The 23,757-nt window shown below is 73.5% G+C and carries 20 protein-coding genes and 1 riboswitch; of the genes, 11 read left to right on the top strand and 9 right to left on the bottom strand.

Annotated features, from left to right (window positions below; all coding sequences use genetic code 11):
* Nucleotides 1-138 precede the first annotated feature (138 nt).
* The gene (locus ACWPXV_RS06345; protein WP_454084438.1) at nucleotides 139-1,803 is read right to left on the bottom strand and encodes an FAD-dependent oxidoreductase; all 1,665 of its coding nucleotides are present in this window, start codon (nucleotides 1,801-1,803) and stop codon (nucleotides 139-141) included.
* A gap of 64 nt (nucleotides 1,804-1,867) precedes the next feature.
* On the opposite strand from ACWPXV_RS06345, the gene ACWPXV_RS06340 reads away from it, so the two are divergent.
* The 3 genes from ACWPXV_RS06340 (at nucleotide 1,868) to ACWPXV_RS06330 (ending at nucleotide 3,217) form a co-directional block, all read left to right on the top strand.
* The gene (locus tag ACWPXV_RS06340) at nucleotides 1,868-2,431 is read left to right on the top strand and encodes a TetR/AcrR family transcriptional regulator (protein ID WP_454084437.1); all 564 of its coding nucleotides are present in this window, start codon (nucleotides 1,868-1,870) and stop codon (nucleotides 2,429-2,431) included.
* An 82-nt stretch (nucleotides 2,432-2,513) separates the two neighbouring features.
* Nucleotides 2,514-2,801, top strand: a complete 288-nt coding sequence (locus ACWPXV_RS06335) for a type II toxin-antitoxin system Phd/YefM family antitoxin (RefSeq protein ID WP_454084436.1) — start codon at nucleotides 2,514-2,516, stop codon at nucleotides 2,799-2,801.
* Nucleotides 2,798-3,217, top strand: a complete 420-nt coding sequence (locus ACWPXV_RS06330; protein WP_454084435.1) for a type II toxin-antitoxin system VapC family toxin — start codon at nucleotides 2,798-2,800, stop codon at nucleotides 3,215-3,217. Before ACWPXV_RS06335 ends, ACWPXV_RS06330 begins: the two co-directional genes overlap by 4 nt.
* 38 nt (nucleotides 3,218-3,255) lie before the next feature.
* Here the strand turns inward: ACWPXV_RS06330 and hrpA are convergent, their stop codons facing one another.
* The gene (hrpA, locus tag ACWPXV_RS06325; protein ID WP_454084434.1) at nucleotides 3,256-7,506 is read right to left on the bottom strand and encodes an ATP-dependent RNA helicase HrpA; all 4,251 of its coding nucleotides are present in this window, start codon (nucleotides 7,504-7,506) and stop codon (nucleotides 3,256-3,258) included.
* Nucleotides 7,507-7,657: 151 nt separating this feature from the next.
* Here hrpA and ACWPXV_RS06320 point away from each other — a divergent pair, with 151 nt between their 5' ends.
* Nucleotides 7,658-8,653, top strand: a complete 996-nt coding sequence (locus ACWPXV_RS06320; protein ID WP_454084433.1) for an endonuclease/exonuclease/phosphatase family protein — start codon at nucleotides 7,658-7,660, stop codon at nucleotides 8,651-8,653.
* Nucleotides 8,654-8,776: 123 nt separating this feature from the next.
* Here the strand turns inward: ACWPXV_RS06320 and ACWPXV_RS06315 are convergent, their stop codons facing one another.
* The 3 genes from ACWPXV_RS06315 to ACWPXV_RS06305 all read right to left on the bottom strand — a co-directional run bounded on the left by ACWPXV_RS06315 (nucleotide 8,777) and on the right by ACWPXV_RS06305 (nucleotide 10,567).
* Nucleotides 8,777-9,235: a hypothetical protein gene (locus ACWPXV_RS06315; RefSeq protein WP_454084432.1), complete on the bottom strand. Its 459-nt coding sequence runs from the start codon at nucleotides 9,233-9,235 to the stop codon at nucleotides 8,777-8,779.
* Between the two features lie 128 nt (nucleotides 9,236-9,363).
* Nucleotides 9,364-9,915, bottom strand: a complete 552-nt coding sequence (locus ACWPXV_RS06310) for a hypothetical protein (protein WP_454084431.1) — start codon at nucleotides 9,913-9,915, stop codon at nucleotides 9,364-9,366.
* A 76-nt stretch (nucleotides 9,916-9,991) separates the two neighbouring features.
* Nucleotides 9,992-10,567, bottom strand: a complete 576-nt coding sequence (locus tag ACWPXV_RS06305) for a bactofilin family protein (protein ID WP_454084430.1) — start codon at nucleotides 10,565-10,567, stop codon at nucleotides 9,992-9,994.
* A gap of 183 nt (nucleotides 10,568-10,750) precedes the next feature.
* A riboswitch (SAM riboswitch) is annotated at nucleotides 10,751-10,845 on the top strand.
* A 52-nt stretch (nucleotides 10,846-10,897) separates the two neighbouring features.
* Between ACWPXV_RS06305 and ACWPXV_RS06300 the strand changes: the two genes are divergently transcribed.
* Both ACWPXV_RS06300 and metE read left to right on the top strand, forming a co-directional pair.
* Nucleotides 10,898-11,770: a methylenetetrahydrofolate reductase gene (locus tag ACWPXV_RS06300; protein ID WP_454084429.1), complete on the top strand. Its 873-nt coding sequence runs from the start codon at nucleotides 10,898-10,900 to the stop codon at nucleotides 11,768-11,770.
* The gene (gene metE / locus ACWPXV_RS06295) at nucleotides 11,767-14,160 is read left to right on the top strand and encodes a 5-methyltetrahydropteroyltriglutamate--homocysteine S-methyltransferase (protein ID WP_454084428.1); all 2,394 of its coding nucleotides are present in this window, start codon (nucleotides 11,767-11,769) and stop codon (nucleotides 14,158-14,160) included. The genes ACWPXV_RS06300 and metE overlap by 4 nt, the downstream gene beginning before the upstream one ends.
* Nucleotides 14,161-14,253: 93 nt before the next feature.
* Here metE and ACWPXV_RS06290 read toward each other — a convergent pair whose 3' ends face one another.
* Together ACWPXV_RS06290 and trpS are read right to left on the bottom strand one after the other, a co-directional pair.
* A complete protein-coding gene (locus ACWPXV_RS06290) occupies nucleotides 14,254-15,489 on the bottom strand; it encodes a saccharopine dehydrogenase family protein (RefSeq protein WP_454084427.1) in 1,236 nt (411 codons plus the stop codon).
* A gap of 69 nt (nucleotides 15,490-15,558) precedes the next feature.
* Complete coding sequence (gene trpS, locus ACWPXV_RS06285) at nucleotides 15,559-16,689, bottom strand: tryptophan--tRNA ligase (protein ID WP_454084426.1); 1,131 nt, start codon at nucleotides 16,687-16,689, stop codon at nucleotides 15,559-15,561.
* Nucleotides 16,690-16,778: 89 nt separating this feature from the next.
* On the opposite strand from trpS, the gene ACWPXV_RS06280 reads away from it, so the two are divergent.
* Both ACWPXV_RS06280 and ACWPXV_RS06275 read left to right on the top strand, forming a co-directional pair.
* Nucleotides 16,779-17,111: a YtxH domain-containing protein gene (locus ACWPXV_RS06280; RefSeq protein WP_454084425.1), complete on the top strand. Its 333-nt coding sequence runs from the start codon at nucleotides 16,779-16,781 to the stop codon at nucleotides 17,109-17,111.
* On the top strand, nucleotides 17,108-18,112 hold the full coding sequence (locus tag ACWPXV_RS06275) for a Gfo/Idh/MocA family protein (RefSeq protein WP_454084529.1): 1,005 nt from the start codon (nucleotides 17,108-17,110) through the stop codon (nucleotides 18,110-18,112). The genes ACWPXV_RS06280 and ACWPXV_RS06275 overlap by 4 nt, the downstream gene beginning before the upstream one ends.
* 18 nt (nucleotides 18,113-18,130) lie before the next feature.
* On the opposite strand, the gene ACWPXV_RS06270 is transcribed toward ACWPXV_RS06275, so the two are convergent.
* Together ACWPXV_RS06270 and ACWPXV_RS06265 are read right to left on the bottom strand one after the other, a co-directional pair.
* The gene (locus ACWPXV_RS06270; RefSeq protein ID WP_454084424.1) at nucleotides 18,131-20,107 is read right to left on the bottom strand and encodes a heavy metal translocating P-type ATPase; all 1,977 of its coding nucleotides are present in this window, start codon (nucleotides 20,105-20,107) and stop codon (nucleotides 18,131-18,133) included.
* Between the two features lie 66 nt (nucleotides 20,108-20,173).
* A complete protein-coding gene (locus ACWPXV_RS06265) occupies nucleotides 20,174-20,407 on the bottom strand; it encodes a heavy-metal-associated domain-containing protein (RefSeq protein ID WP_454084423.1) in 234 nt (77 codons plus the stop codon).
* 191 nt (nucleotides 20,408-20,598) lie between these two features.
* Between ACWPXV_RS06265 and ACWPXV_RS06260 the strand changes: the two genes are divergently transcribed.
* From ACWPXV_RS06260 to ACWPXV_RS06250, 3 genes are all read left to right on the top strand, one after another.
* The gene (locus ACWPXV_RS06260; protein ID WP_454084422.1) at nucleotides 20,599-21,402 is read left to right on the top strand and encodes a Crp/Fnr family transcriptional regulator; all 804 of its coding nucleotides are present in this window, start codon (nucleotides 20,599-20,601) and stop codon (nucleotides 21,400-21,402) included.
* Between the two features lie 75 nt (nucleotides 21,403-21,477).
* A complete protein-coding gene (locus tag ACWPXV_RS06255; protein ID WP_454084421.1) occupies nucleotides 21,478-22,551 on the top strand; it encodes a VIT1/CCC1 transporter family protein in 1,074 nt (357 codons plus the stop codon).
* A 173-nt stretch (nucleotides 22,552-22,724) separates the two neighbouring features.
* Nucleotides 22,725-23,672, top strand: coding sequence for an HNH endonuclease (locus ACWPXV_RS06250; RefSeq protein ID WP_454084420.1), 948 nt, complete (start codon nucleotides 22,725-22,727; stop codon nucleotides 23,670-23,672).
* Nucleotides 23,673-23,757: the final 85 nt, after the last annotated feature.

The following is a 23,757-nucleotide window of genomic DNA, read 5'->3' as shown; positions in this document are numbered from 1 at the left end:
GGCAGGTTCAGGTGCGGGAAAGTCTCCAGCGAGGGTAACCGGAGGCACCGGCGGCCGTCTGCCCCTTCGGCCGAGGATGGCCCCCCAGGGCAGGGCAGGTGCCCCGGGGGACCATCTGTCAGGCGACGGGGCGGCGGATCAGCGAGCCGCCGTCGTCACCGTCTGGCGGGCGCCGACCGTCGCCATGTGGCGGGCCGCGCGCATCCCGAACACCGCCGCGGGGCCGATGGTGGAGCCGGGCCCCGGGTAGGTGCGGCCCATGACGGAGGCGGAGTTGTTGCCGGCCGAGTACAGGCCCTCGATGACCGAGCCGTCCTCGCGCAGCGCGCGCCCGTGGGCGTCGGTCAGGACCCCGCCCTTGGTGCCCAGGTCCCCGACGACGAGCTTGAAGGCCGTGAAGGGGCCCTTCTCGATCGGGCCGAGGTTGGGGTTGGGGCGCACGGTCGGGTCGCTGTAGTAGCGGTCGTAGGCCGAGTTGCCGCGGCCGAAGTCGCCGTCGACGCCGGAGCGGGCGAAGCCGTTGAAGCGCTTGACCGTCGCGGCGAAGCGGCCCTTGTCCACGCCGAGCTTCTCGGCGAGCTCCTCGAGGGTGTCCGCCTTGACCATGATCCCCGCCTCCTGCATCTTCTTGTTCGCCCGGGGGTCCATGGCGTAGGTGCGCAGGTAGCGGCGGGCGTGGCGGACGTCGGAGACCATCCAGTACGGGCCGTCCTTGTCGTGCTCGAGCATGTGGTGCCCGAGGTCCACGTAGGACTCCGACTCGTTGGCGAACCGCTCGCCGGTGGAGTCGACGATGATCGAGTAGGGCATCGAGCGCTCGCCGACGATGAACGACGGCGAACCGCCCGGAAGGGCCTCGATCGAGGCGCCCCACCAGGCGTCGTCCATGAGCTCGAGCGCCGCGCCGTGGCGAGCGGCGATGTCGATCGCGCCGCCGAGGTTGCCGGGTGCGCCGGAGGGGGCGCCGTCGATGCCGTGGTGCTTGCGGCGCCACTCGACGTTGTGGTCGAAGCCGCCGGCGGCGAGCATGACGCCGTGCGTCGCTCCGATCGTCAGCGCCTTGCCCTCGCGCGTGGTCCGGACGCCGACGACTCGGCCGTCCTCGATGACGAGGTCCTCAAGCGGGGCGCCCAGCCACAGGTCGGTGCCGAGCTTCTGGACGACGACGTCGAGGAACGCCGCCGTCCAGCCGGACCCGATCCCCGCGAGCTTCTTGCCCGAGACGACGCCGCCGAGCGCACGGAAGACGAACTGCGCCCCGCGGACGAACCCGGCCGGGGTGGACCAGGCGCGGCCGAGCAACCACACGTCGTCGGTCTTCGCCGGCAGCGGGATGGGCGACTGGTTGGTCTTCCACCAGTCCCCGATGCGCTTGACGTCGAAGGGCTTGACCTCCAGGCCGCGGCCGATCTTGCCACCCGGCAGCTCGGGGTAGTAGTCGGCGTAGTCAGGGGCGCGAACGAGCTCGACGCCGTACTTCATCGCGGTGTCCACGAAGTCACCGACGCCGTCGACGAAGGCCTCCTTGCGCTCGCGGCTGGTGGCCCGGCCCGCGTCACCGACCGTCGCCTCGAGGTACGCCAGCGCCTCCTCGCGGGAGTCGCCCGCGCGGTCGCGCTTCATGAGCGGGTTGTTCGGCAGCCACATGCCGCCGCCGGACATTGCGGTGTTGCCACCCCACCTCGCCGTGCTCTCCAGGATGAGGACGCGCAGGCCCTTGTCGGCTGCTCCCATCGCCGTCGCCAGGCCCGCGGCTCCGCTGCCGACGACGACGACGTCGTACGTGTGGTCAAAGGTGGTCATCTCTGCTCCCTCCAGTCGGGACAGGGTCTACCGGACACATTTGTCCGGTTCCTATGATGCGAGCATGACGCTTTCGGCCCGGGGTGGCAACAGAGGCCCGGCAGCGGCCGCCGACAACCGGCGTGCGCTGCTCCGGGCAGCACGCGCGCTGTTCGCCGACAAGGGGTACAACGTCCCCCTGAGTGCGATCGCCCGTGAGGCCGGGGTGGGGCAGGCGGTGCTCTACCGGCACTTCCCGCGGCGGCTGGACCTGGCCTTCGCCGTCTTCGAGGAGAACTTCGCCGAGCTCGAGGGGCTCGGCGCGCAGACCGGCCCGGATGCCTTCGAGCGCTTCTTCGAGCACCTCGTCGAGCTCATGGTCGAGTCGGTCGGCTTCGTCGAGATGGTCGTCGGCGCCCGCGGCGTCGTCGAGGACTACGACGGCGACGCGCGGCTGGCCCAGCTCCTCGCCGCGCCGCTGGCTCGTGGCCAGGAGGCGGGGCGCGTGGCGGCGCGGGTGACGGTCGACGACGTCGGACTCGCGCTCCGGATGATCTACGGCGTCGCCGCCACCGCCCGCGGGGACGCGCGGCGGCGCGCGGACGTCGAGCGGGTCGGCGCGCTCGTCCTCAGCCGCTGGCGGAGCTGAGCGTCGGGGTCGTTGACCCGGCTGATTACTGGGTACCAGGAGCAGCATCGTCCGCTCTTGTACAGGACCGTACACTTGCTGCATGGCGACGATCAGCGCGAGCACTGCCCGCCAGACCCTCCCTGCGCAGCTCGACCGGGTGGAGGCGGGTGAGGAGGTGGCGATCACCAGGCACGGGAGGGTCGTCGCCGTGCTCGTGCACCCGGCCACCCTCAGGGCACGCCGTGCTCCCGAGGCCTGGAGCCGGGCGGACCGCATCGGCACCCTGCTCGAGGCTGCCCGTCGTGAGCCCCTCCGAACGCCCGCACTCTCAGCAGGACGCGCCGAGGAGCTCATCGAGGGCGTTCGAGCAGCTCGATCCACGCGATGAGCGAGCTCACCGCCTTCGACGCCGACGTGCTCATCTACGCCGCCACCGTCGACCACCCGGTGGGTTCACGCGTCGCCGCGCTGTTCGCCGGCGACGGGGACGTCGTCGGTGTCGGCTCCGTCCTGCTCCTTCCCGAGGTCCTGTCCAAGCCCATGCGCGAGGACCCCGACTCTGACGAGACGGCGGCGCTCCTCAGCCTCCTCAGCCGGCTCGAGCTGCATCCGCTCGACGAGCCGACTGCCCGCCTGGCCCTGGCACTCGCGATCTCCTACGGCTTGCGAGCCGCTGACGCCGCTCATCTGGCGACGGCGGTGGCCGCAGGCGCGGACCGCTTCCTCACCAACAACCGAAAGGACTTTCCCGCGACAATCGCCGAGATCGACGTCGTCTACCCCGACGAGCTGCCGACGGCGTAACAACTCGGCTGTCGGCGGAGGTGGGGGCGCCGGTGGGGTCAGGCGGTCGCGAGGAGCTTGCGGATGCGCTTCTCGCTCACCTTGACCGGCGTGCCGAGCTGCTGGGCGAAGAGGCTGACGCGCAGCTCCTCGATCAGCCAGCGGACCTCCTCCAGCGTCTGGGCGCGCGAGGGGTCGGCGGTCGCGTGGCGGGCGGCGGAGGCGGCCGCCTCGTACTCCTCCTCCAGCTCGCCCACGCGCCAGGCGAGGTTCGCGTCCTGGTGGACGTTGTCCTTGGCGCGCTCCACCCGCCGGCGCGCCGCCCGCAGGTAGCGGGGGAGGTGGACGAGCCGGTCGGGCGGGGTGCGTGAGACGAATCCCGGGTAGATGATCCGCGCCGCTTGGTCGCGGACGTCGGTGAGGGTGTTGAGGAGGAACATCGAGGTCGCGTCCTTGACCGACGCCTCGAGCTCGCGCTGCGCCTCGAGCGCCGCCACCACGTGGCCCACCACCCGGTAGACCCGCTCCTCGAGGTCGGTGCGGACGGCATCGCGCAGCTGGGCGTAGCGGTCGGCGTCCATCGGCTCACGGCCGCCGTTCGCCGCGACCCACTCGTCGGCCAGCGCCGTGACGGCGGCGAGCTGGACGTCCGCCACGAGCGACTCGGTGTCCCGGTAGGGGCTGGCGGCGAGCGTGAGCGCCTCGCGGCCGGTCCAGCGTGACGTCACGCGCCCGCTCGCCAGCGCCGTCTCCTGGAGGAGCAGCCGCCGCACGCCGCGCCGGTGCTCCCGGGACTGCTCGCGCGAGTCGGCGAGGACGAGGAGGTCCACCCGCGCCGGCTTCCCGCGCTCGGCGGCCACCTCGACCAGTGCCGGGTACCCGCGCACGAGGAGCCCCTGCGGCCCGGTCGACTCCACCTGCGTCGGGACCGTCCCCACGGCAGGCCACCCGGTGAGCCCGTGCTCCTCCGCCAGCGCCGGCGCGGACGGACGTGCCCCCGCAGCGGGTGCGGTGCCCGACGGCGCCGCCTGCGCCGTCGTCGTCGTCCTCGCGCCGCCGGACTGCTCGCGCGCCTCCTCCATCGCCAGCTGGACGGCGCCCTTGACGGCGCTGCGCACGGCGGCCTGGGTCTGCGCGGCAAGGCGCCGCTGGAGCACGGGCAGGGAGGTGCTCTCGCCGAGCACCTTGCCCGTGTCGTCCACGACGCGGAAGGTGAGGCGCAGGTGGGAGGGCAGCTTCTCCTCGTCCCACGCGTCGTCCGGGATCGTCACGTCCCGCGCCATGGCGACGGCGGCGGTGAAGGCCTCCCGGAAGGACGGCGCCCCGAAGGGCGCGGGGGCCACCTCCGACCACGGCGGCAGCAGCGCGAGCACCTCCCGGGCGACGTCGGGGGCCGGGACGAGCTGGACGCGCACCTTCTTGGGCAGCGAGCGGATCGTCGCGACGGCGAGGTCGGGCAGCAGCCCGGGCACGAGCCAGTCGAAGCCGTCGGGACGCAGCCGCCCGAGCACGCTGACGGGGACGTGGACGGTGACGCCGTCGGCCGCCGTGCCCGGCTCGAACTGGTAGGTGAGGGGCAGGGTGAGGTCCCCCTGCTTCCATGTGTCCGGGAAGTCGCCCGAGGAGACGTCAGGCTCCCCGCCGAAAAGCAGCTCGCGGGTGAAGTTGAGCAGCTCCGGCTCCTCGTGGCGGTGCTTCTTCCACCACGAGTCGAAGTGCCGGGCGCTGACGACGGACTCGGGCAGGCGCTCGTCGTAGAAGTCGTAGATGCCGTTCTCGTCGATGACGAGGTCCCGGCGTCGGGTGCGGTTCTCCAGCTCCTCGGCCTCGGCGAGGAGCTCGCGGTTGCGCGCCCAGAACTTGTGGTGGGTGCGCCACTCTCCCTGGACGAGCGCGTGCCGGATGAACAGCTCCCGCGCCAGGGCGCGGGCGGAGGCGGTGCCGACGCTGGCGAGCGGCACGGTGCGGTCGGCGACGAGCGTCATCCCGTAGAGGAGGACCTTCTCGTGGACCATCGCGGCGCCCTGCCGGCTGGACCAGTACGGCTCGGAGTGGACCTTCTTCGTCAGGTGGGCGGCGGCCGGCTCCACCCACGAGGGCTGGATGCGTGCGGCGGTGCGCGCGAAGAGCCGGGAGGTCTCGACGAGCTCGGCGGCCATCACCCAGTCGTAGGCCTTCTTCGCCAGACCGGACCCGGGCCACACGACGAAGCGCGTCCCGCGCGCCCCGGCGTACTCTCGGCGCCGCTCGTCGTAGCTGCCGAGGTTGGACAGCAGGCCCACGAGGAGGGACTGGTGGATCGCGTCGGCGCTCGCGGCGTCGGAGGACTGCCCGACGGCGACGGCGGCCGCCGCGGGGTCCTCGCCGATCTCGTCCGCGTGGGGCAGGGCGAGCGGGCGCATGGTGAGGCCGAGCGGCTTGGCGAGCTGGCGCAGCTGGCTGACGACGTCCTGCCACTCGCGCACCCGCAGGTAGTTGAGGAACTCCGACCGGCACAGCCGCCGGAAGGCCGAGCCGGACAGGTCGCGCTGCTGGGTGCGCAGGTAGCGCCACAGGTTGAGGTAGGCGAGGAAGTCGGAGGTGGGGTCGGTGAAGCGGCGGTGCTTGGCGTCGGCGGCCTGCTGGTGCTCGGCGGGCCGCTCCCGCACGTCCTGCACCGACAGCGCCGCGACGATGACCATGACCTCGGCCGCGCAGCCGTTCTCCTGCGCGGCGAGGAGCATGCGGCCCAGGCGCGGGTCGATGGGCAGGCGGGCGAGCTGCCGGCCCACGGGAGTGAGCCGGTGGCGTCCGGCGCCGCCGGGGCGGGCGTCCTCGTCGGCGCCCTCGAGGGCGCCGATCTCGACGAGGAGCTGGACTCCGTCGCGCACGGCCCGGGTGTCGGGCTGGTCGACGAAGGGGAAGTCCTCGACGTCACCGAGGCCGAGCGCCGCCATCTGGAGGATGACGGAGGCCAGGGAGGTGCGCAGGATCTCGGGCTCGGTGAACTCCGGCCGCGACTCGTAGTCGGTGCGCGAGTAGAGCCGGATCGCGATGCCGTCGGCCACGCGGCCGCAGCGGCCCGAGCGCTGGTTCGCGCTCGCCTGGGAGATCGCCTCGATCGGCAGCCGCTGCACCTTGGTGCGATTGGAGTAGCGGGAGATGCGCGCCGTGCCGGGGTCGACGACGTAGCGGATCCCGGGCACCGTCAGCGAGGTCTCCGCGACGTTCGTCGCGAGCACCACGCGCTGGTGGCGGTGCGGCTCGAAGACGCGGTGCTGCTCGGCGGCGGACAGGCGCGCGTAGAGCGGGACGACCTCGACGACGCCGGGCTGGCCGGCGCTCGCCCGGCCCGCGTAGCGCGGTCCGAGGTGCTCGGCGAGGGCGACGTCGGTGTCCCGGATCTCCCGCTCGCCGGAGAGGAAGACGAGGATGTCGCCCGGTCCCTCGGCGAGGAGCTCGTCGACGGCGCGGCAGATGGCCGTCGGCTGGTCGAGCTCCTCCTCGCGGACGGCGGGCGCGTCGTCGTCCGCGCCGTCGTCGGTGTCGGGGACGAGCGGGTGGTAGCGGACCTCGACGGGGTAGGTGCGCCCGGATACCTCGACGACGGGCGCCGGGACGCGCTCGCCGTCCTCGCCGTCGCGGCCGAAGTGGGCGGCGAAGCGGGCGGAGTCGATGGTCGCGGAGGTGATGACGACCTTGAGGTCCGGGCGGCGTGGCAGCAGCCGGGCGAGGTAGCCGAGGATGAAGTCGATGTTGAGGGACCGCTCGTGCGCCTCGTCGACGATGATCGTGTCGTAGCGCCGCAGCATCGGGTCGCGCTGGATCTCCGCGAGGAGGATGCCGTCGGTCATGAGCTTGACGAGGGTCGTGGGACCGACCTCGTCGGTGAAGCGGACCTGGTAGCCGACGGCGCCGCCGAGCTGGACGTCGAGCTCCTCGGCGATGCGCTCGGCGACGGTGCGTGCGGCGATGCGGCGCGGCTGGGTGTGCCCGATGGTGCCGGTGACGCCGCGGCCCAGCCCGAGGCAGATTTTCGGCAGCTGCGTCGTCTTCCCCGAGCCGGTCTCGCCGGAGACGATGACGACCTGGTGGTCGCGGATCGCGGTGGCGATCTCCTCGCGGCGCGCGGAGACGGGCAGCTGCTCGGGGTAGGTGATCGTCGGGACGGCGGCGCGGCGGGCCTCGAGCTGCTCGGGGGAGTAGCCGCGGTGCTCGGCCGGGCGGCGGCCTCCGGGGCGGCGACGGCGGCCCCCGCGTCCGCCGTCGTCGGCTCGCCGGGACGGCTTTCCGCCGTCGGCGTGCTGCGCGGCGCCCCGCTCCGTGGTCACGGTCGACCATTCTCGCCGATCCTCACCGCGGTGGGCACCTCGTTTCCTCCGGGTGAACGGCGTGGGCGCCAGCTGGGGAGGGGTTGTGGGCAGTGTGTGAGGAGGTGGACGGTCCCGCCGGGACGGCCGGCTCGCGGGGGACAATGGCGGGGTGTTGAAGCTATTCGGCTGGGTGCTCACCCTCGCCCTGGCCGCGTTGGCCGTGCTCACGCTGGATCCCGCGCGGCTCGGGCTCTCGACGTCCATCCCGGTGACGCAGGCGATCGCCATGCGCCCCTACCTCGTGGCGGGCTTCGTCGTGCTCGGCGGGGTGCTGCTGCTCGGCGTCCTCGTCGCAGCGCTGCTCGGGCGCCGGTGGCCGCGCCGGACGGTGCTGGCGGTGGTCCTCCTCGCCGTGGGCGCGGGGCACGCCGGGGTGCTCTGGCACCGCGGCCTCGGCGACGAGCAGCTGCCCGCAGCACGCGACGGCGCCGTCACGGTCCTCAGCCTCAACACCCTGGGTGGCGGCTCGAGCCCCGAGCAGGTGGCCGACGCCGCCGACGACGTGGGCGCCGACGTCCTCGTCCTCCCGGAGACCTCCGCCGACAGCGCACGGGCGATCGCCGACGGGCTCACCGAGCGCAGCGGCACCGCCTTCCAGCTCTTCGTCGAGCGCACGGGGGAGTGGGACGCGAGCTCGACGGCGCTCCTCGTGAGCGAGGAGCTGGGCGAGTACACGCAGGCACCGGCCCCGACGACGGCGCACGGCGCGGTCCGCGCGGAGCCGGTCGACGGCTCGGGACCGGTCCTCGTAGGAGTGCACCCGATGAGCCCGCACGCGCCCGGACCGGCGATGGAGCGCTGGCGCACCGACCTCGAGGCGGTCACCGAGCCGTGCCGCAGCGAGCCGGGCGTCGTCGTCGCCGGGGACTTCAACGCGACCCTCGACCACGCCCCGATGCGGGACATCGGCTCCTGCGTCGACGCGTCCGCCGAGGGCGGCGTGGGGGGTGTGGCGACCTGGCCCGCACACCTGCCGCGGCTCGTGGGTGCCCACATCGACCACGTCCTCGTGGACGGTGACGTCTACACGGTGGACGCCGCCGCCGTTCTCGAGGTGGGCGAGAGCGACCACCGCGCCGTCGTCGCGCAGATCTCCCCGAAGTAGCCCGCGCCGAGGACGCACGTGGCGCCACGCCCGGCGTGACTTCCCCCGTTGTCCTCACCAGGACATGAGCGAAGGAGGGAGGTCGGAGGACATCCGGGGAGGTCGACCCAGCGGCCTGCCCGCCTACTCGTCGAGGATGACGGCGCGCCAGGCGCCGTGGTGCTCGGCACCGTAGGCGTCGACGCGGACCGCGCTCGCCTCGGAGCCGTCGACGTCCGCGGTGTAGTCCCCTTCCGCGCACGACACCGCGTGCTCGACGCCGGCCGCCTGGATCCCGCCGGCGCCCGTCTCGTGGACCACCTCGACGACGAAGGTCAGCGTGTCCTCGCCGAAGCAGGAGAGGCGGACGCCCGCTATCTGCGTGGGTGCCTCGAAGTCCAGGGTGATGCCGTTCCCCGGCTGCGGGGGCCCGTCGTCAGGACCGACGCGGCTCGACATCTGTCCCTGTCCGCCCTCGGCGGCGTGCTCCTCGGCGTTCATCCACGCGCTGACCTCCGAGGGGTCGACGTCGTCGCCCGAGCAGCCCGTGATGAGCGCGCCGAGCAGCACGACGCCCGCGGCGCTCGCCGTCGCTCTTCTCATGGCGACACGCTAGTGGGCGGCGGTGCTCCGCCGTCGTGAGCTCCCCGGTTCACCTCATCCGGACGTGCGGGAAAGGCGGAGCTGAGAGGACAACCGGGTAGGTCAGCGCCAGCGGCAGATCGAGGCGGCTACGCGCCGGTCGCGTTCGCAGCGAGCCGGCCGAGCGCGGCTCTCCAGAAGTCCTTCCACTCGGCCACGGTGGCCGCGTCCGGGAGCCGGCCGTGCTGGACCGCGACCCGCACCTTGCCGGCGCCGGCGGCGAGCTCGACGACGACGCGCGCCTCGCCGTCGTCGTCCGTGAGCCGGGCACGCTTGGGCGGGCTGGCGCTCGCCAGCCGCCAGCCCGGCAGCCACGCCGCGCGCAGTGTGGCGTCGGCCAGGTGGGCGAAGACGTCCTCGGCGGGCAGGCCCACCGTCCTCGAGACGTTGGCGTCGAAGGTGCCGTCCGGGCGCTGCCCCGGCTGCCGCATCCCCCGTGCCTGCTCGTAGCCAACGGTGAGGCTCTGCGCCCACCAGCCGTCGACGCCGTGCTCGGTGACGAGCCACTCGGCGATCCGCTTGTGCGCCCACCCGTCCGCCCCGGCGGCGTCGAGCGCGGCGAACCACTCCTCGCGGGGGCGGCCGGTGGCGCCGGTGACCTTGTCCGCTCCGATGACCTCGTCGTGCCGTCTGGTGGCCATGGGCCCACGCTACGCGGCCCGGGGGACGGCGAAGCACCTCCACCCGCGTCCGGGGGAGGTGCTCACCGGCAGGGGCTCAGCGGCGCACGCGGCTCCCGGCGCCGCCCTCGCTGATGTCACCGTCGACCTTGGCGCCGCGGTAGACGTAGAGGTTGCCGTTGTCGCGCTCGTAGACGTTGCCGTCCACGCGGGCGGTGCCGTAGAGGTAGAGGTGGCCGCGGCCGGACTCCTTGACGTTGCCGTCCACCGTCCCGGCGACGTACACGGCGCCGTCGTGCAGCTCCTCGACGTTCCCGTCGACCGAACCACCGCGGTAGACGTGCACCAGGCCGGTGCTGCTCTCCTTGACGTTGCCGTCGACGTCGCCGTGTACCTGCACGGTGCCCGCGCCGGTCTCCTCGACGTTGCCGTCGACCTCGCCGGTGGCGGCGATGACGACGGAACCGGTCCCGACCTGGCGGAGGTTGCCCTCGACGGTCCCGCGGATGGTGACCGTGCCGTTGCGGACGGTGAGGTCGCCGTCGATCGTGCGCCCGGCGGCGAGCGTGAAGCTCCCGCTGCGGGTGACGTCGTCGGCCTGGGCCGCGGACGGGACGGCGACGAGCATGAGCCCGGCGGCGGTGCCGGCGGCAAGGGTGCGTCGGATGGTCATGGCGATGTCCTGTTCTCGAGGTCCTCCGGGCCGTCCCGGTGGATCGTCACCAGTTCAGCCTCGGCACGTGAGGTCACCGTGAGGAAGCGGTGAGAGCCGTCTCATCGACGGGGCCCGGACGGGGCTCGGGTCTCGCATGCCGGATGAGCCTTGCCCGTGCCGTGACCACGCCGCGACGATCCACTCACCATCCAGAGCGGCCGAGAGTCCTGGCTCGACGACGCCGCAGCAACCCCCCGTCACACGGGTGCGGGTGCTTCCGCCAGGCCCGATGGGAGAGACCTCTTGAGCACCGCTAGCCTCGTGACTGTGCCGCGTGGACGACCGACCGTGTCATTCGAGCTGTACCCGCCACGCACGCCCGCCAGCGAGGCGGCGGCGTGGGGGACGGTCGAGCGTCTGGCCGCCGCGGCCCCCGACTTCTTCTCGGTCACCTACGGCGCCTCCGGCTCCACCCGTGACTCCTCACGCACCCTCGTGCGCCGCATCCTCGCCGAGACCAGTGTCGCCCCGATCGCGCACCTCACCTGCGTCGGCTCCACCCGCGCCGAGCTCACGCAGTTCGTCGACGAGCTCATCGAGGACGGCGTCCGCGACTTCCTCGCGCTGCGCGGCGACCCACCGGCCGGGCAGCCGACATGGGTGCCGCAGCCCGACGGCGTCAACACCACCGCCGAGCTCGTCGCGCTCATCCGGGCGGCGGAGCTGGCGCGCTTCGGCACCACCGGGGCGCTGAGCGTCGCCGTCGCCGCCTACCCCGCCGGGGCCAGCCACACCCGCGCGCAGGACGTCGTCGCCCTGCGTGACAAGCAGGCGGCCGGTGCGGACTTCGCCATCACCCAGGTGTTCTACGACGTGGCCGCCTACGTCGGGCTGGTCGAGGAGGCCCGCGCCGCCGGGGTGGTGCTCCCGCTCGTCGCCGGCATCATCCCGATGACCGACCCCCGCCGGCTGCGCCGGCTGGCCCAGCTCACCGGCGTCCCGGTCCCCGAGGTGCTGCTCGACCGCCTCACCGCGGCCGCCGACGACGAGGAGCGCCACCGCATCGGCATCGACGCGACCATCGCGCTGGTGGACGACGTCGTCTCCGCTGGCGCCCCCGGCCTGCACCTGTTCACGTTCAACCAGTACCGGCCGGCTCTCGACGTCGTCGAGCGCCTCCGCCGCCCGCTGTCCACCACGAGCCCGAGGACGATCTCATGACCGACCCCACCGCACCCCAGCTGCCCGCCGCCACCATCCTCGGCTACCCGCGGATCGGACCACGCCGGGAGCTCAAGCGGGCGGTGGAGTCCTTCTGGGCCGGCCGCAGCGAGCTCGACGACCTCCAGATCGCGGCCGCCGAGCTGCGCCGCCGCCAGCGCGCCCGGCTCGTCGACCTCGGCCTCGCCCCGGACGACGCCTCCATCCCGGGCGACTTCACCTTCTACGACCAGGTGCTCGACACCGCCGTCACGCTCGGCGCCGTCCCGCCCCGGTTCGCGCACCTCCTCGACGACGACGGCGCCCTCGACCTGCCCGGCTACTTCACCGTGGCCCGGGGCGAGGGGGAGCGGCCGCCGCTGGAGATGACGAAGTGGTTCGACACGAACTACCACTACCTCGTCCCCGAGATCAGCCCGCAGACCCGGTTCCGACTGTCCGACGACCGCGTCGAGCGGCTCTTCCTCGAGGCGGCGGCCGAGGGGGTGACCACCCGTCCCGTCGTCGTCGGGCCGGTGACCTTCCTCCTGCTGAGCAAGGCCGTGGCCGCGGAGGACCCGGGCGACGGCGCCGCACCCGCGGCCGCGCCGCCGGAGGGCTTCACGCCGCTGGACCGTCTCGATGACGTCCTCCCCGCCTACGTCGACCTGCTCCACGCGCTCGGTGGCGTCGGGGCGCCGTGGCTGCAGCTCGAGGAGCCTGCCCTCGCGGTGGACTGGGGGGTGCCGCGCGAGCAGGTGCTGGCCGCCGTCGAGCGCGCCTACACCGTGCTGGCGGCGGAGACGACGCGGCCCGAGCGGCCCGCCCTCTTCGTCCCGGTCGCCTACGGGCCGGCGGAGGACGCGCTGCCCGTCCTCGCCCGGACCGGCGTCGAGGCCGTGGGCATCGACCTGGTCCGCGGCGGGGTGCCGTCCGGTGAGGTGCTCTCGCAGCTGGGGGACACCGTCGTCGTGGCGGGCGCTGTCGACGGACGCAACGTGTGGCGGACCGACCTGGACGCCGCGCTCGAGCGCCTGCAGGAGCTCGAGGCGGGACTGCCCGCCGGCGCCGCGCGTGACGGCGGCCTGTGCGTGGCCACCTCGACGTCCCTGCAGCACGTGCCCTACGACGTCGGCGCGGAGACGCGGCTCGACCCGCAGCTGAGCAGCTGGCTCGCCTTCGCCGACCAGAAGGTCGAGGAGGTCCTCGCGCTCGCGACGGCCCTCACCCAGGGCCGCGACGCCGCGAAGGGCGCCTTCGCGGCCGCCGCGGACCGCCGTCGCAGCCGCCTCGAGCACCCGGGTGTGCGGCGGGCGGACGTCCGCGACCGCGTCGCCGCGCTCACCGACGCGGACCGCAGCCGCGCCCCCTTCGCCGAGCGTGCGGCCGCGCAGGCCGAGGTCCTCGACCTCCCGCCCCTGCCGACGACGACGATCGGCTCCTTCCCGCAGACCGTCGAGATCCGCCGCGCGCGGGCCGCGTACGGCCGCGGCGAGCTGAGCGCCGAGCAGTACACGGCCGCGATGCGCGAGGAGATCGAGCGCGTCGTGCGGCTCCAGGAGGACCTGGGCCTGGACGTCCTCGTCCACGGGGAGCCCGAGCGCAACGACATGGTCCAGTACTTCGCCGAGAACCTCGAGGGCTTCGCGGTCACCGAGAACGGGTGGGTGCAGTCCTACGGGACCCGCTGCACGCGGCCCTCGATCCTCTGGGGTGACGTCGCGCGGCCCGCGCCGATCACCGTCGAGTGGTCCCGGCACGCCGCCTCGCTCACCGACAAGCCCGTCAAGGGCATGCTCACCGGCCCCGTGACGATCCTCGCGTGGTCCTTCGTGCGCGACGACCAGCCGCTGGCGGACACCGCGGCGCAGGTGGCGCTCGCGCTGCGCGACGAGGTTGGCGACCTCGAGGCCGCGGGGATCGGCATCATTCAGGTCGACGAGCCGGCGCTGCGCGAGCTGCTGCCGCTGCGCGCCGAGCACCACGCGGCGTACCTCGACTGGTCGGTGGGCGCCTTCCGCCTGGCGACGGCGGTCGCCGCGCCCGCCACCCAGGTCCACACGCACCTGTGCTACTCGGAGTTCGGCGAGGTCATCGGCGCGATCGACGCGCTGGACGCGGACGTCACGAGCATCGAGGCCGCGCGCTCCCGGATGGAGGTGCTGCCCGAGCTGCAGGCCGCCGGCTTCGCCCGCGGCGTGGGACCGGGCGTCTACGACATCCACTCCCCGCGCGTGCCGAGCGAGGAGGAGGTCGCCGAGCTCGTGGCGCTCGCGGCCGAGTCGGTGCCGTCCCAGCTGCTGTGGGTCAACCCCGACTGCGGGCTCAAGACCCGCGGCTACGACGAGGTCGAGCCGAGCCTGCGCCACCTCGTGGCAGCGGCGCAGAAGGTGCGGGCCCAGCTCGGCTGAGCGCTCTGAACAACTCGCCCATATGCGGGATTTCTGCAGTCCGACCTGGCTTCGGGCAGCAGAAATCCCGCATATGACCGAAGGGGGAGGGGGTCAGCCGAGGCGCTCGGTGGTGATCTCGAAGGCTGCGGCAACGAGGCGGTCCGCCAGGACGGTGCCGAGCGCCGTCGCTGGGGTGAGGACGCCACCGCCACCGGGCAGCCGGGGCCCGTCGTGGGCGAGGGCGAGCGCGGACTCCCCGATCATCACCGACGTCGCCGCGTAGCCCGGGTCCCCCTTGGCGGCGACGACGGTGCGGTACCTGGCCCCCGTCGTCGTGCGGGCGGTCACCTCCATGCGGAAGTGGCCGTTGCGGCGGGTCTCCTCGTCCGGGCCGTCACCGGGGGAGGGGAGCACGCGGTCGGCGACCCAGCGGGTGGGCGGGAAGGCCATGACGCCGGCGGCGGCACCGGTGGCGAGGGACAGGGCCTGGGCCCGCCGTCGTCCACGGGGGCCGGGACCGAGGTCGACGACCTCCCGGTAGCGGAAGTCGCGGCCGTAGCTCCAGCCGCTGAGCGCGTTGCTGCGGTGGACGATGCGGCTGTTGAAGGCGGCCATGGGGAAGGTCGTCACCCAGGTCCCGGTCTGCGCGTCGCGGAAGGGCTGCGACGGCGTGTGCTGGTCGACGTCGGGTGCGTCGGCGCGGTCCGGGACGAGCGCGTACGGGTCGGCGAGGATGCGCCGGTTGTCCGGGTCCTTGCCGGCGTCCACCTGGATCCGCAGCGAGTCGATCGTGCCGCCGCTGACCCCGCCCGAGGCCGATCGGACCGCGAGCGTGGTGGCGAGCAGCTCGCCCGCGCCGTCGGCCCGGGCCCGCTCGGCGGTGAGGAGGGCGCCGAGGTCCGAGGGGACGGAGTCGAAGCCGCACGAGTGGACGATCCGGGCCCCGGTGCGCCGCGCGGTCTCGTGCAGCCGCTGGGAGGTCTCGTGGATGAAGAGGACCTCACCGGCGAGGTCGGCGTAGTGGGTGCCGGCCTCCGCGCAGGCGCGTGCGAGCGGCATGCCGTGGCGGCTGTAGGGGCCGACCGTCGTGACGACGACGCGGGTGGAGGCGGCGAGCTCGGCAAGGGCGGCGTCGTCCTCGGCGTCGGCGACGACCACCGGCCACGCGGCTGCGACGGGTCCGAGCCCGTCGCGCACCTGCTCGAGCCGCTCACGCGAGCGGCCGGCGAGCCCCACCCGGGTGCCGGGCGCGTGCTCCGCGAGGTACTCGGCGACGAGCCGTCCGACGAATCCGCTGGCGCCGTAGACGACGACGTCCAGCGTCCGGTCAACCGAAGGCGCAGTCATCACTCGAGGCTAGGCGCCGCCCACGGCTACGCAATTGGTGGGGGCGCCGGGCCTCGAGGCGGGAACGGCTCAGGTGTAGATCATGCCCATCGCGCGGCGGACCTCGTCCAGCGTCGCCTCGGCGACGGCGTTGGCGCGCTCGTTGCCCTGGTCGAGCACCTGGCGCAGGTAGCCCGGGTCGGCGAGGAGCTCGGCGCGGCGGGCGCGGATGGGCGCGAAGTGCTCGTTGACGGCCTCGGTGACCACGCGCTTGAGGGTGCCGCCACCGCCGTCGCCGATCTCCGCCGCGACGTCGTGCGGGTCGCGGCCGCTGGCGAGCGCCGCGAGCAGGACGAGGTTGGAGACCTCCGGGCGCCCGGCCGGGTCGTAGGTGATGTGCCGGTCGGCGTCGGTGACGGCCTTCTTCAGCCGCTTGGCGGTGGTGTCGGCGTCCATCCCGAGCTCGATGGTGTTGCCCTTGGACTTGCTCATCTTCTGGCCGTCGGTGCCGAGCAGGTTCGTCGCCGCGGACAGCAGCGCCTCCGGCTGGGGGAACACCGGCCGGCCGGCCTCGGCGCGGCCGTAGCGCTCGTCGAAGCGGCGCGCGATGATCCGCGTCTGCTCCAGGTGGGGCAGCTGGTCCTTGCCCACCGGGACGAGGTTGGCCTTGCAGAAGAGGATGTCGGCCGCCTGGTGCACCGGGTAGGTGAGGAGCAGCCCGGACATCGGGCGCCCGCCGGTGGCCTCGTACTCCGACTTCACCGTGGGGTTGCGGCGCAGCTCGGAGTCGGTGACGAGGGAGAGGAAGGGCAGCATGAGCTGGTTGAGTGCCGGCACCGCGGAGTGGGTGAAGATCGTCGTGCGCGCCGGGTCCAGGCCGATGGCCAGGTAGTCCGCGACGAGCGAGAGCACCCGGTCCTCGATCTCCCCGACCGCGTCCCGGTCGGTGATGACCTGGTAGTCCGCGACGAGCACCCACGTCTGCACGCCCCGGTCCTGCAGCGCCACCCGGTTGGCCAGCGTGCCGAAGTAGTGACCCAGGTGGAGGTTGCCGGTGGGCCGGTCGCCGGTCAGCATGCGGAACTTCGCGGGGTTGGCGTCGATCTCCGCCTCGATCGCCCGGGAGCGGGCCCGCGTGCGGTCGAGGGAGGCGTCGGACGTGGACTCCGCCAGCGCGTCCGAGACGGCGGCGTCAGTGGCGGCGATCTGCTCGGTACTCACCCGGCGATCCTAGTCGTCCCCGGAACGCGCGCGGCGGCGGGTCCGACCATAGGGTGGTGCCCCACACATCACTATGGAGGTGGACGTTCATGGGCAAGCTCTCGTTCTTCGTCGGGGCCGGTCTCGGCTACGTGCTCGGTGCACGGGCGGGCCGTCAGCAGTTCGAGAAGATCAAGTCCGCGAGCCAGCAGGTGTGGGACAACCCCCGCGTGCAGTCCAGCGTGCACAAGGTCGAGGAGAAGGTCAGCGAGGTGGCCAAGGACAAGGCCTCCGCCGTGACCGACAAGGTCACCGACACCGTCAAGAGCCGGATGGGTGGGTCCTCCGGGCCTTCCCACTCCGCGGGCTCGAGCAACGGTGACGCCTCGCAGACCGGCGTCGGTGGCTCCATGCGCCCCACTCCGCCGCAGCCCGAGCTCTGACCCGCCTCTCCACCGCCCTCGTCGGCTTCGGCCACGCGGGGCGGGTCTTCCACGGCCCCCTCATCGCCGACGACGCGCGGTACAGCCTCGACGTCGTCGTCACCTCGGACCCCGGCCGGGCGGCCGACGCCGCGCGCCTGCACCCGCAGGCGCGCGTCGTCGCCGACCTCGCCGAGGCGCTCGCGGCACGGCCCGACGTCGTCGTCGTCGCGAGCCCTCCCGCCACGCACGTCCCGGTCGCGCGAGCCGCGCTGGAGGCGGGCTGCGCCGTCGTCGTCGACAAGCCGCTGGGTCCTGACCCGGCGCAGGCGCGCACCCTCCTCGACCGCGCCGAGCAGCTCGGCCGTCCGCTCACCGTCTTCCACAACCGCCGCTGGGACAGTGAGCTCCTCACGGTCCGGCGGCTCCTCGCGGAGGGGGCCCTCGGTGAGGTCCGGCGTCTGGAGTCGCGCCTGGAGCGGTGGAAGACGGCCGAGACCAAGCCGTGGAAGGCCGCCGCCACGTGGCGGGAGGGCGGCGGGGTGCTCTTCGACCTCGGCTCCCACCTCGTCGACCAGGCGGTGACGCTCCTCGGCCCGGTCACCGACGTCCACGCCGAGCTCGCCAGCGTCCGCAGCCGGGCGGACGACGACGTCTTCCTCTCCCTCTCCCACGCGGGCGGCGCCCGCTCCCACCTCTGGGTGAGCACGACGACGGTGGACCCCGGCCCGCGGCTGCGCGTGGTCGGGACGGACGCGACCTTCGTCATGGCGGCGGGGGACGTGCAGGAGGCGCAGCTGGCCGGTGGGATGCGGCCGTCCGCACCCGGCTACGGGCGTGGTGAGGACGGGTGGCTCGTCACGGCTGACGGGTCCCGCCCGGTGCCGAGCGAGCCCGGGCGCTACCAGGACTTCTATGCGCTGCTGGCGTCCGCGCTCCTCGACGGGGCGCCGCTCCCGGTGGACCCCCGCGACGCGCTCGCCGTCGTCGAGCTCGTCGAGGGTGTCCACCGCAGTAGGTGAGGGCCGGGCCGTGACCGGTCAGGCCGGCTGGACCTGCGGGGTCGCGGCACCCGTGGTGCTGCGCGTGATCGGCGCGCCCACGGCGTCGTCGCGGCGCCGGAGCAGTCGCGCCGCGTTGAGGATGACGGCGAGCACGGAGGCCTGGTGGACGAGCATGCCCACCGCCATGGTGACGCCGCCCGTGAGGACGCCGGCGAGGAGCAGGCCGACCGTCGCCAGCGCGACGCCGATGTTCTGCCGCATGACGGAGACGGTCCGCCGGGCGAGGCCGATGGCCTGCGGCACCCTGAGCAGGTCGTCGTTCATGAGGGCGATGTCGGCCGTCTCGACGGCGACGCCCGTGCCGGCGGCTCCCATCGCGATCCCGATGTCCGCGGTGGCCAGGGCCGGGGCGTCGTTGACGCCGTCGCCGATCATCGCGACCACGTGCCCGCCGGCCTGCAGCTCCTCGATGGCGGTGAGCTTGTCCTCGGGCAGCAGCTGCGCCCGGACGTCGACCACCCCGACCTCCGCGGCCACCGCCTCGGCGACGCGGCGGTTGTCACCGGTGAGCATGACGACCCGGGTGACGCCGGCGTCGTGGAGGCGGGTGACCATCTCCCGTGCGTCCCTCCGCACGCGGTCGGCCACCGCGACGACGCCGACGACCTCGCCGTCGCGGGCGACGACCATCGGGGTGCGGCCGAGTCCGGCGAGGCGGTCGACCTCGGCGGCGGCTCCGCCGTCGTCGCTGATCCCCTCCGCGAGGAGCAGGGGCAGGTTGCCGACCGCGACGCGGCGGCCGTCGAGCGTGGCGACGACGCCCTTGCCCGGCACGGGAACGGTGTGCTCGGGAAGTCCGCCGACGGGGAGGCCCTCGGCGACGGCCGCCTCGATCACCGGGCGCGCGAGCGGGTGCTCGGACCCGGCCTCGGCGCGCGCGGCCCAGGTGAGGACGTCGGCCCGGTCCAGGCCCGCGGCGAGCACCACGACGTCGGTCAGGTGCGGCCGGCCTTCGGTGAGGGTGCCGGTCTTGTCGAGCGCGACGGTGTCGATGCGTGCGCTCGCCTCGAGATGCTCGCCGCCCTTGATGAGGATGCCGTCCCTCGCGCCGCGGCCGATGCCCGCGACGATCGCCACAGGGATCGAGATGACCAGGGCGCCGGGGCACCCGATGACCAGGAGCGTGAGGGCGAGGACGACGTCCCCGCTGACGAGGGCGGCGGCGAGGGCCAGCACGATGATCGCCGGGGTGTACCAGGCGGAGAACCTCTCGAGGAACGTCTGGGCCCGTGCCTTGGCGTCCTGTGCCTCCTCGACGCGGTGGATGATGCGGGCCAGCGTCGTGTCGGCGCCCACGCCGGTGGCACGCACCGTGAGGAAGCCGCCGCTGGAGACGGTGCCCGCGAACACCCGGTCGCCCTCCGTCTTCTCCACGGGCACGGACTCCCCGGTGATGGACGCCTCGACGAGCGCCGCGGCGCCACCCGTCACGACGCCGTCGACCGGCACCTTCGCGCCGTTCTTGACGAGGACGGTCTCGCCCGTCGCCACCTGCACCGAGGGCACCTCGACCTGCACCCCGTCACGGAGCACGACCGCGACGTCGGGGGCGACGGCGACGAGCTCCGCGAGAGCCGTGCGGGTCCTGTTCATGGTGCGGGCCTCGAGCGCGTGACCGACGGAGAAGAGGAAGGTCACCGCGGCGGCCTCCCACACCTCACCGATGACGAGCGCGCCGGTCGCGGCGACCGAGACGAGCAGGTCGATGGCGATGGTGCGGTGGCGCAGCGCCCGCACGGCCTTGACGAGGATCGGCAGCCCGGCGACCACCGCCGCGGCGGTCATCAGCACGTGCGAGGCGGTGAGCGCGGCCGTGGTGCCGCCGCCGCCCGCGTGGCTGCTGGAGAAGGGGTTGACGCCGGCCGAGAAGGAGGCGACGGCGGCGGCGGCGATGAGTGCGCCCGCGGCGGCAGGGGCCGCCCAGGGGGCGCGTGTCCAGCTGGTCGAGCTCATGGTGGGACCTTTCGCGACGTGAGGGGAAGGCCGGGCCAGGGGGCCCGACCGTCGGGGGGACGGCGGTCAGAAGGCCGACAGGGCGGCCTTGTAGCCGGCCCTGCCGATCGCGGTGACGATCTCGTCGGTGGTGACGACCTCCGGGAGGTGGTCGACCTCGACGCGGCCGGAGGCGAACTTCACGGTCACCTCCTGGACTCCCGGCAGGCGACCGACCTGCTTCTCGATCGCGCTGACGCAGCTGGGGCAGCTGAAGCCCTCGGCGCGAAAGACGGAGCGGGTGGCGGCGGTGGTGGTCATGGTGTGGTCCTTTCCTCGCCGTGAGGGCGTCTCCCTCGCGGTGATCCCAACGTAGGAAGGCCTGGCGGAAGAGAACATGACGGCCGTCAATCAGCCGCAACGTCTCCTCGGGGCGGGGGCGCTCGCGGCCGGATAGCCTGCGGCGGGAGGCACGAGCACGGGTCGCAGCAGTGGTCGGAGGGAGGAGCGACATGTCGCCACAGGACGCCGCACCGGTGCGTACCGAGTCCGGACGGCGGACGATCCCGCTGCGCGAGGTCACGCTGCCGCACCGGTGCCCGTGGCCGGTCCGCAGGCACGTGCTGACCCGGGCGCCCTACTTCCGGGGCCTGAGCGAGGACGCCGTCGAGCGCATCGACCGGCGCATGCGGACCACCACCTGGCCGGCGGGACGCACTCTCTACCGGGCCGGGGACCCGGCGACCGCCCTCTACGTCGTCGCCGAGGGGCGCGTGAAGCTCTCCCAGGTGACCGCCGGTGGGACGGAGACGGTGGCCGACATCCTCGTCCCCGGCGAGCTCTTCGGGGCGATGGGGACGCTCGGGGAGCCGTACCACTCGCACACGGCGACGGCGCTCGTCGGGTCCTGCACGCTCCGCATCGACCAGGACGACTTCCGTGAGGTGCTCCTTGAGCACCCCGGTGTCGCCCTGCGGGTGCTCGACGACGTCGCGGCGCGTCTGGTCCGGGCGCACACCGACATCGGCGGGCAGACGACGGACACCGTGCCCCAGCGCGTCGCGACCGCCCTGCTGCGCCTGGCCGACAAGGTCGGGGAGGAGCGTGACGACGGAACGGTCATGCTCGAGGTCCCACTCTCCCGCGCTGACCTCGCGGGGCTGGCGCGCTCGACGCCGGAGTCCGTGTCGCGGGTGATGAGCCGGTGGAAGAAGGAGGGCGTCGTGGACTCGGGACGCCGCTGGACCGCGCTGCTCGACAGGCGCCGTCTGGAGGCGGAGGCCGCGGGCGACACCCTGCCACCCGACGGCGTGTGAGGGCACCCGAACACCCGCCGTCAGGGAAGGCGGGCCTCGTTTCCCCACGGGCCGGAAGCCTGTGACGCTTGTGCCGTGAGCCCGACCAACCGTCCCGAGCCGACCCGCGCGCAGGTGCGCCGCTGGCGGCGCTACCTCGCCGACGAGCGCGCCGAGGCCGCCGTCTACCGCGACCTCGCCCGCCGCCGCGAGGGCGAGGAGCGGGAGATTCTCCTCGAGCTCGCCGAGGCCGAGCGCCGCCACGAGGAGCACTGGCGCGAGCTGCTCGGGCACCACGTCGGCCACCCGAAGCGCGGGGCCGTGCGTACCCGGGTGCTCGGCTGGCTCGCCCGCCGCTTCGGGGGCGTCTTCGTCCTCGCGCTCGCCCAGCGCGCCGAGGCACGCTCCTCCTACGCCGGCGACGACGACGCGACGTCGGCGATGGTGGCCGACGAGCAGATCCACGGGGAGGTCGTGCGATCGCTGGCCACACGCGGCCGCAGCCGCATGTCCGGGATGTTCCGCGCCGGCGTCTTCGGCGCCAACGACGGCCTCGTCTCCAACCTCGCACTGGTCCTCGGCATCGGCGCGACCGGGGTGTCGGGGCAGACGGTCCTCTTCACCGGCCTCGCCGGGCTGCTCGCCGGAGCGCTGTCGATGGCGGCGGGGGAGTACGTCTCGGTGCGCTCACAGCGCGAGCTGCTCGAGGCCTCCATCCCCGACCCGCGCGCCCAGGAGGCCATCCCCCACCTCGACGTCGACGCCAACGAGCTGGCCCTGGTCTACCGCGCCCGCGGCATGAGCGCCGACGCCGCCGAGGAGCGGGCCCGGGAGGTCCTGTCGGCCACCGGGCCGGGCCGCGCCGAGGACGCCGAGCCGGACTACGAGGAGATCGGTACGGGCGTGAGCGCCGCCGTCTCGAGCTTTTGCTTCTTCGCCTCCGGCGCACTGCTGCCCGTGCTGCCGTGGATCTTCGGCCTGTCCGGCACGACGGCGGTCATCGTCGCCGCCGTCGTCGTGGGCGCCGCGCTGCTGCTCACCGGCGCCGTCGTCGGCGTGCTCTCCGGTGCCCCGCCGCTGCGGCGTGCCCTGCGCCAGCTCGCCATCGGCTACGGCGCCGCCGCCGTCACCTACGTCCTTGGCCTCGCCTTCGGTACGACGGTGAGCTGACCGTCGCGCCGCCGGGCTTAGGTGTGGACTTTGTGACCTCTGAGGTCGCAAAGTCCACACCTGAGGCGGCGGGCTGGACGCCCCTGACACGCGACGATCTTGCGCCGAGAACCGGATCGCTGTGCGAAGCTCGCGGTGTGGACAGCGCGGCGCCCCGACGAGCATGGCTGCTCATGGCTGCCGGTGACAATCGCGGGCACGGCGGGAATGCTGGGTACGACGACCAGTACGACGCCTACTACTCGTGGGACAGCAACGTTCCCAACCACAAGAAGCTCAGTGTCGGTGATCCTGTCGCGCTCTGGGACAAGGAGCGACTGCTCGGCGTCTCGGTGATCGAGGAGATCGACGTCTCGCGCGGGACGAAGGTGCTGCAGCGCTGCCCGGCGTGTGGCACCACGCGCATCAGCGTGCGGAAGAGGGCGACGCCACGGCACCGGTGCATGAAGTGTCGCCACGAGTTCGAGACCCCGAGTACCGACGTCGTCGAGGTCGAGGAGTTCAGGGCCCGGTACGACGCCGCGTGGACGTCACTCGACGGGGTGCTCGACGAGCGGACCGTGCGGTCCCTCGCTGTGCACCCCGGTGACATCAACGCGATGCGGCCGCTCGACTGGGCGGCCTTCGGTGAGGCGCTCATCGCCGCGGGGGCACCGCACGCCGTAGGGAGGGTCGACAGCCGCGCGGACATCGACCGTCAGCACCTCAGTGGCCCGCATGTGGAGATATTTCACGGATTCACGACGGCGCTCGTGCGCGTTCGCCGGGGCCAGCGCCAGTTCCGTGAACAGATCCTTGCCGCCCAGGGGAGCTCCTGCGCCTTTACCGGCGGCGCGCCCACTCGTGTCCTCGAGGCGGGGCATCTGTACAGCTATGCCGAGCTCGGTACGCACTTCGAGCACGGGGGACTCATGCTCCGGCGGGACATCCACCGACTCTTCGACGACGGCGCACTCGCGGTGGAGCCGTCGGCACTCCGGGTCGATGTCGCGCCTGCGCTGCACGCCTTCCCTCAGTACGCCCGGTTGCACGATGCTCCGTTGCACCTTCGACTCCGCGACGAGCAGGTCGACTGGCTCGCCAAGCACTGGGGTGAGCACCGCCTCGGAGTCGCCGGCTGACCCGACCGGTGTCCGCCGGTCGACTGCCTCGGCTCATCGGCACGGCTGCGGAGCCGCTCGCCCCGCCGGGCTTAGGTGTGGACTT

This window comes from Georgenia sp. Marseille-Q6866 (assembly GCF_965111665.1).
This window is presented reverse-complemented; position numbering and strand designations above follow the sequence as displayed.

Bases quoted from the DNA above. Each gene is read 5' to 3' on its own strand.
- ACWPXV_RS06345 (WP_454084438.1), bottom strand. From the start codon at position 1,803: ATGACCACCTTTGACCACACGTACGACGTCGTCGTCGTCGGCAGCGGA.
- ACWPXV_RS06340 (WP_454084437.1), top strand. From the start codon at position 1,868: ATGACGCTTTCGGCCCGGGGTGGCAACAGAGGCCCGGCAGCGGCCGCC.
- ACWPXV_RS06335 (WP_454084436.1), top strand. From the start codon at position 2,514: ATGGCGACGATCAGCGCGAGCACTGCCCGCCAGACCCTCCCTGCGCAG.
- ACWPXV_RS06330 (WP_454084435.1), top strand. From the start codon at position 2,798: ATGAGCGAGCTCACCGCCTTCGACGCCGACGTGCTCATCTACGCCGCC.
- ACWPXV_RS06315 (WP_454084432.1), bottom strand. From the start codon at position 9,235: ATGAGAAGAGCGACGGCGAGCGCCGCGGGCGTCGTGCTGCTCGGCGCG.
- ACWPXV_RS06310 (WP_454084431.1), bottom strand. From the start codon at position 9,915: ATGGCCACCAGACGGCACGACGAGGTCATCGGAGCGGACAAGGTCACC.
- ACWPXV_RS06305 (WP_454084430.1), bottom strand. From the start codon at position 10,567: ATGACCATCCGACGCACCCTTGCCGCCGGCACCGCCGCCGGGCTCATG.
- metE (WP_454084428.1), top strand. From the start codon at position 11,767: ATGACCGACCCCACCGCACCCCAGCTGCCCGCCGCCACCATCCTCGGC.
- ACWPXV_RS06290 (WP_454084427.1), bottom strand. From the start codon at position 15,489: ATGACTGCGCCTTCGGTTGACCGGACGCTGGACGTCGTCGTCTACGGC.
- ACWPXV_RS06280 (WP_454084425.1), top strand. From the start codon at position 16,779: ATGGGCAAGCTCTCGTTCTTCGTCGGGGCCGGTCTCGGCTACGTGCTC.
- ACWPXV_RS06270 (WP_454084424.1), bottom strand. From the start codon at position 20,107: ATGAGCTCGACCAGCTGGACACGCGCCCCCTGGGCGGCCCCTGCCGCC.
- ACWPXV_RS06265 (WP_454084423.1), bottom strand. From the start codon at position 20,407: ATGACCACCACCGCCGCCACCCGCTCCGTCTTTCGCGCCGAGGGCTTC.
- ACWPXV_RS06260 (WP_454084422.1), top strand. From the start codon at position 20,599: ATGTCGCCACAGGACGCCGCACCGGTGCGTACCGAGTCCGGACGGCGG.
- ACWPXV_RS06250 (WP_454084420.1), top strand. From the start codon at position 22,725: ATGGCTGCCGGTGACAATCGCGGGCACGGCGGGAATGCTGGGTACGAC.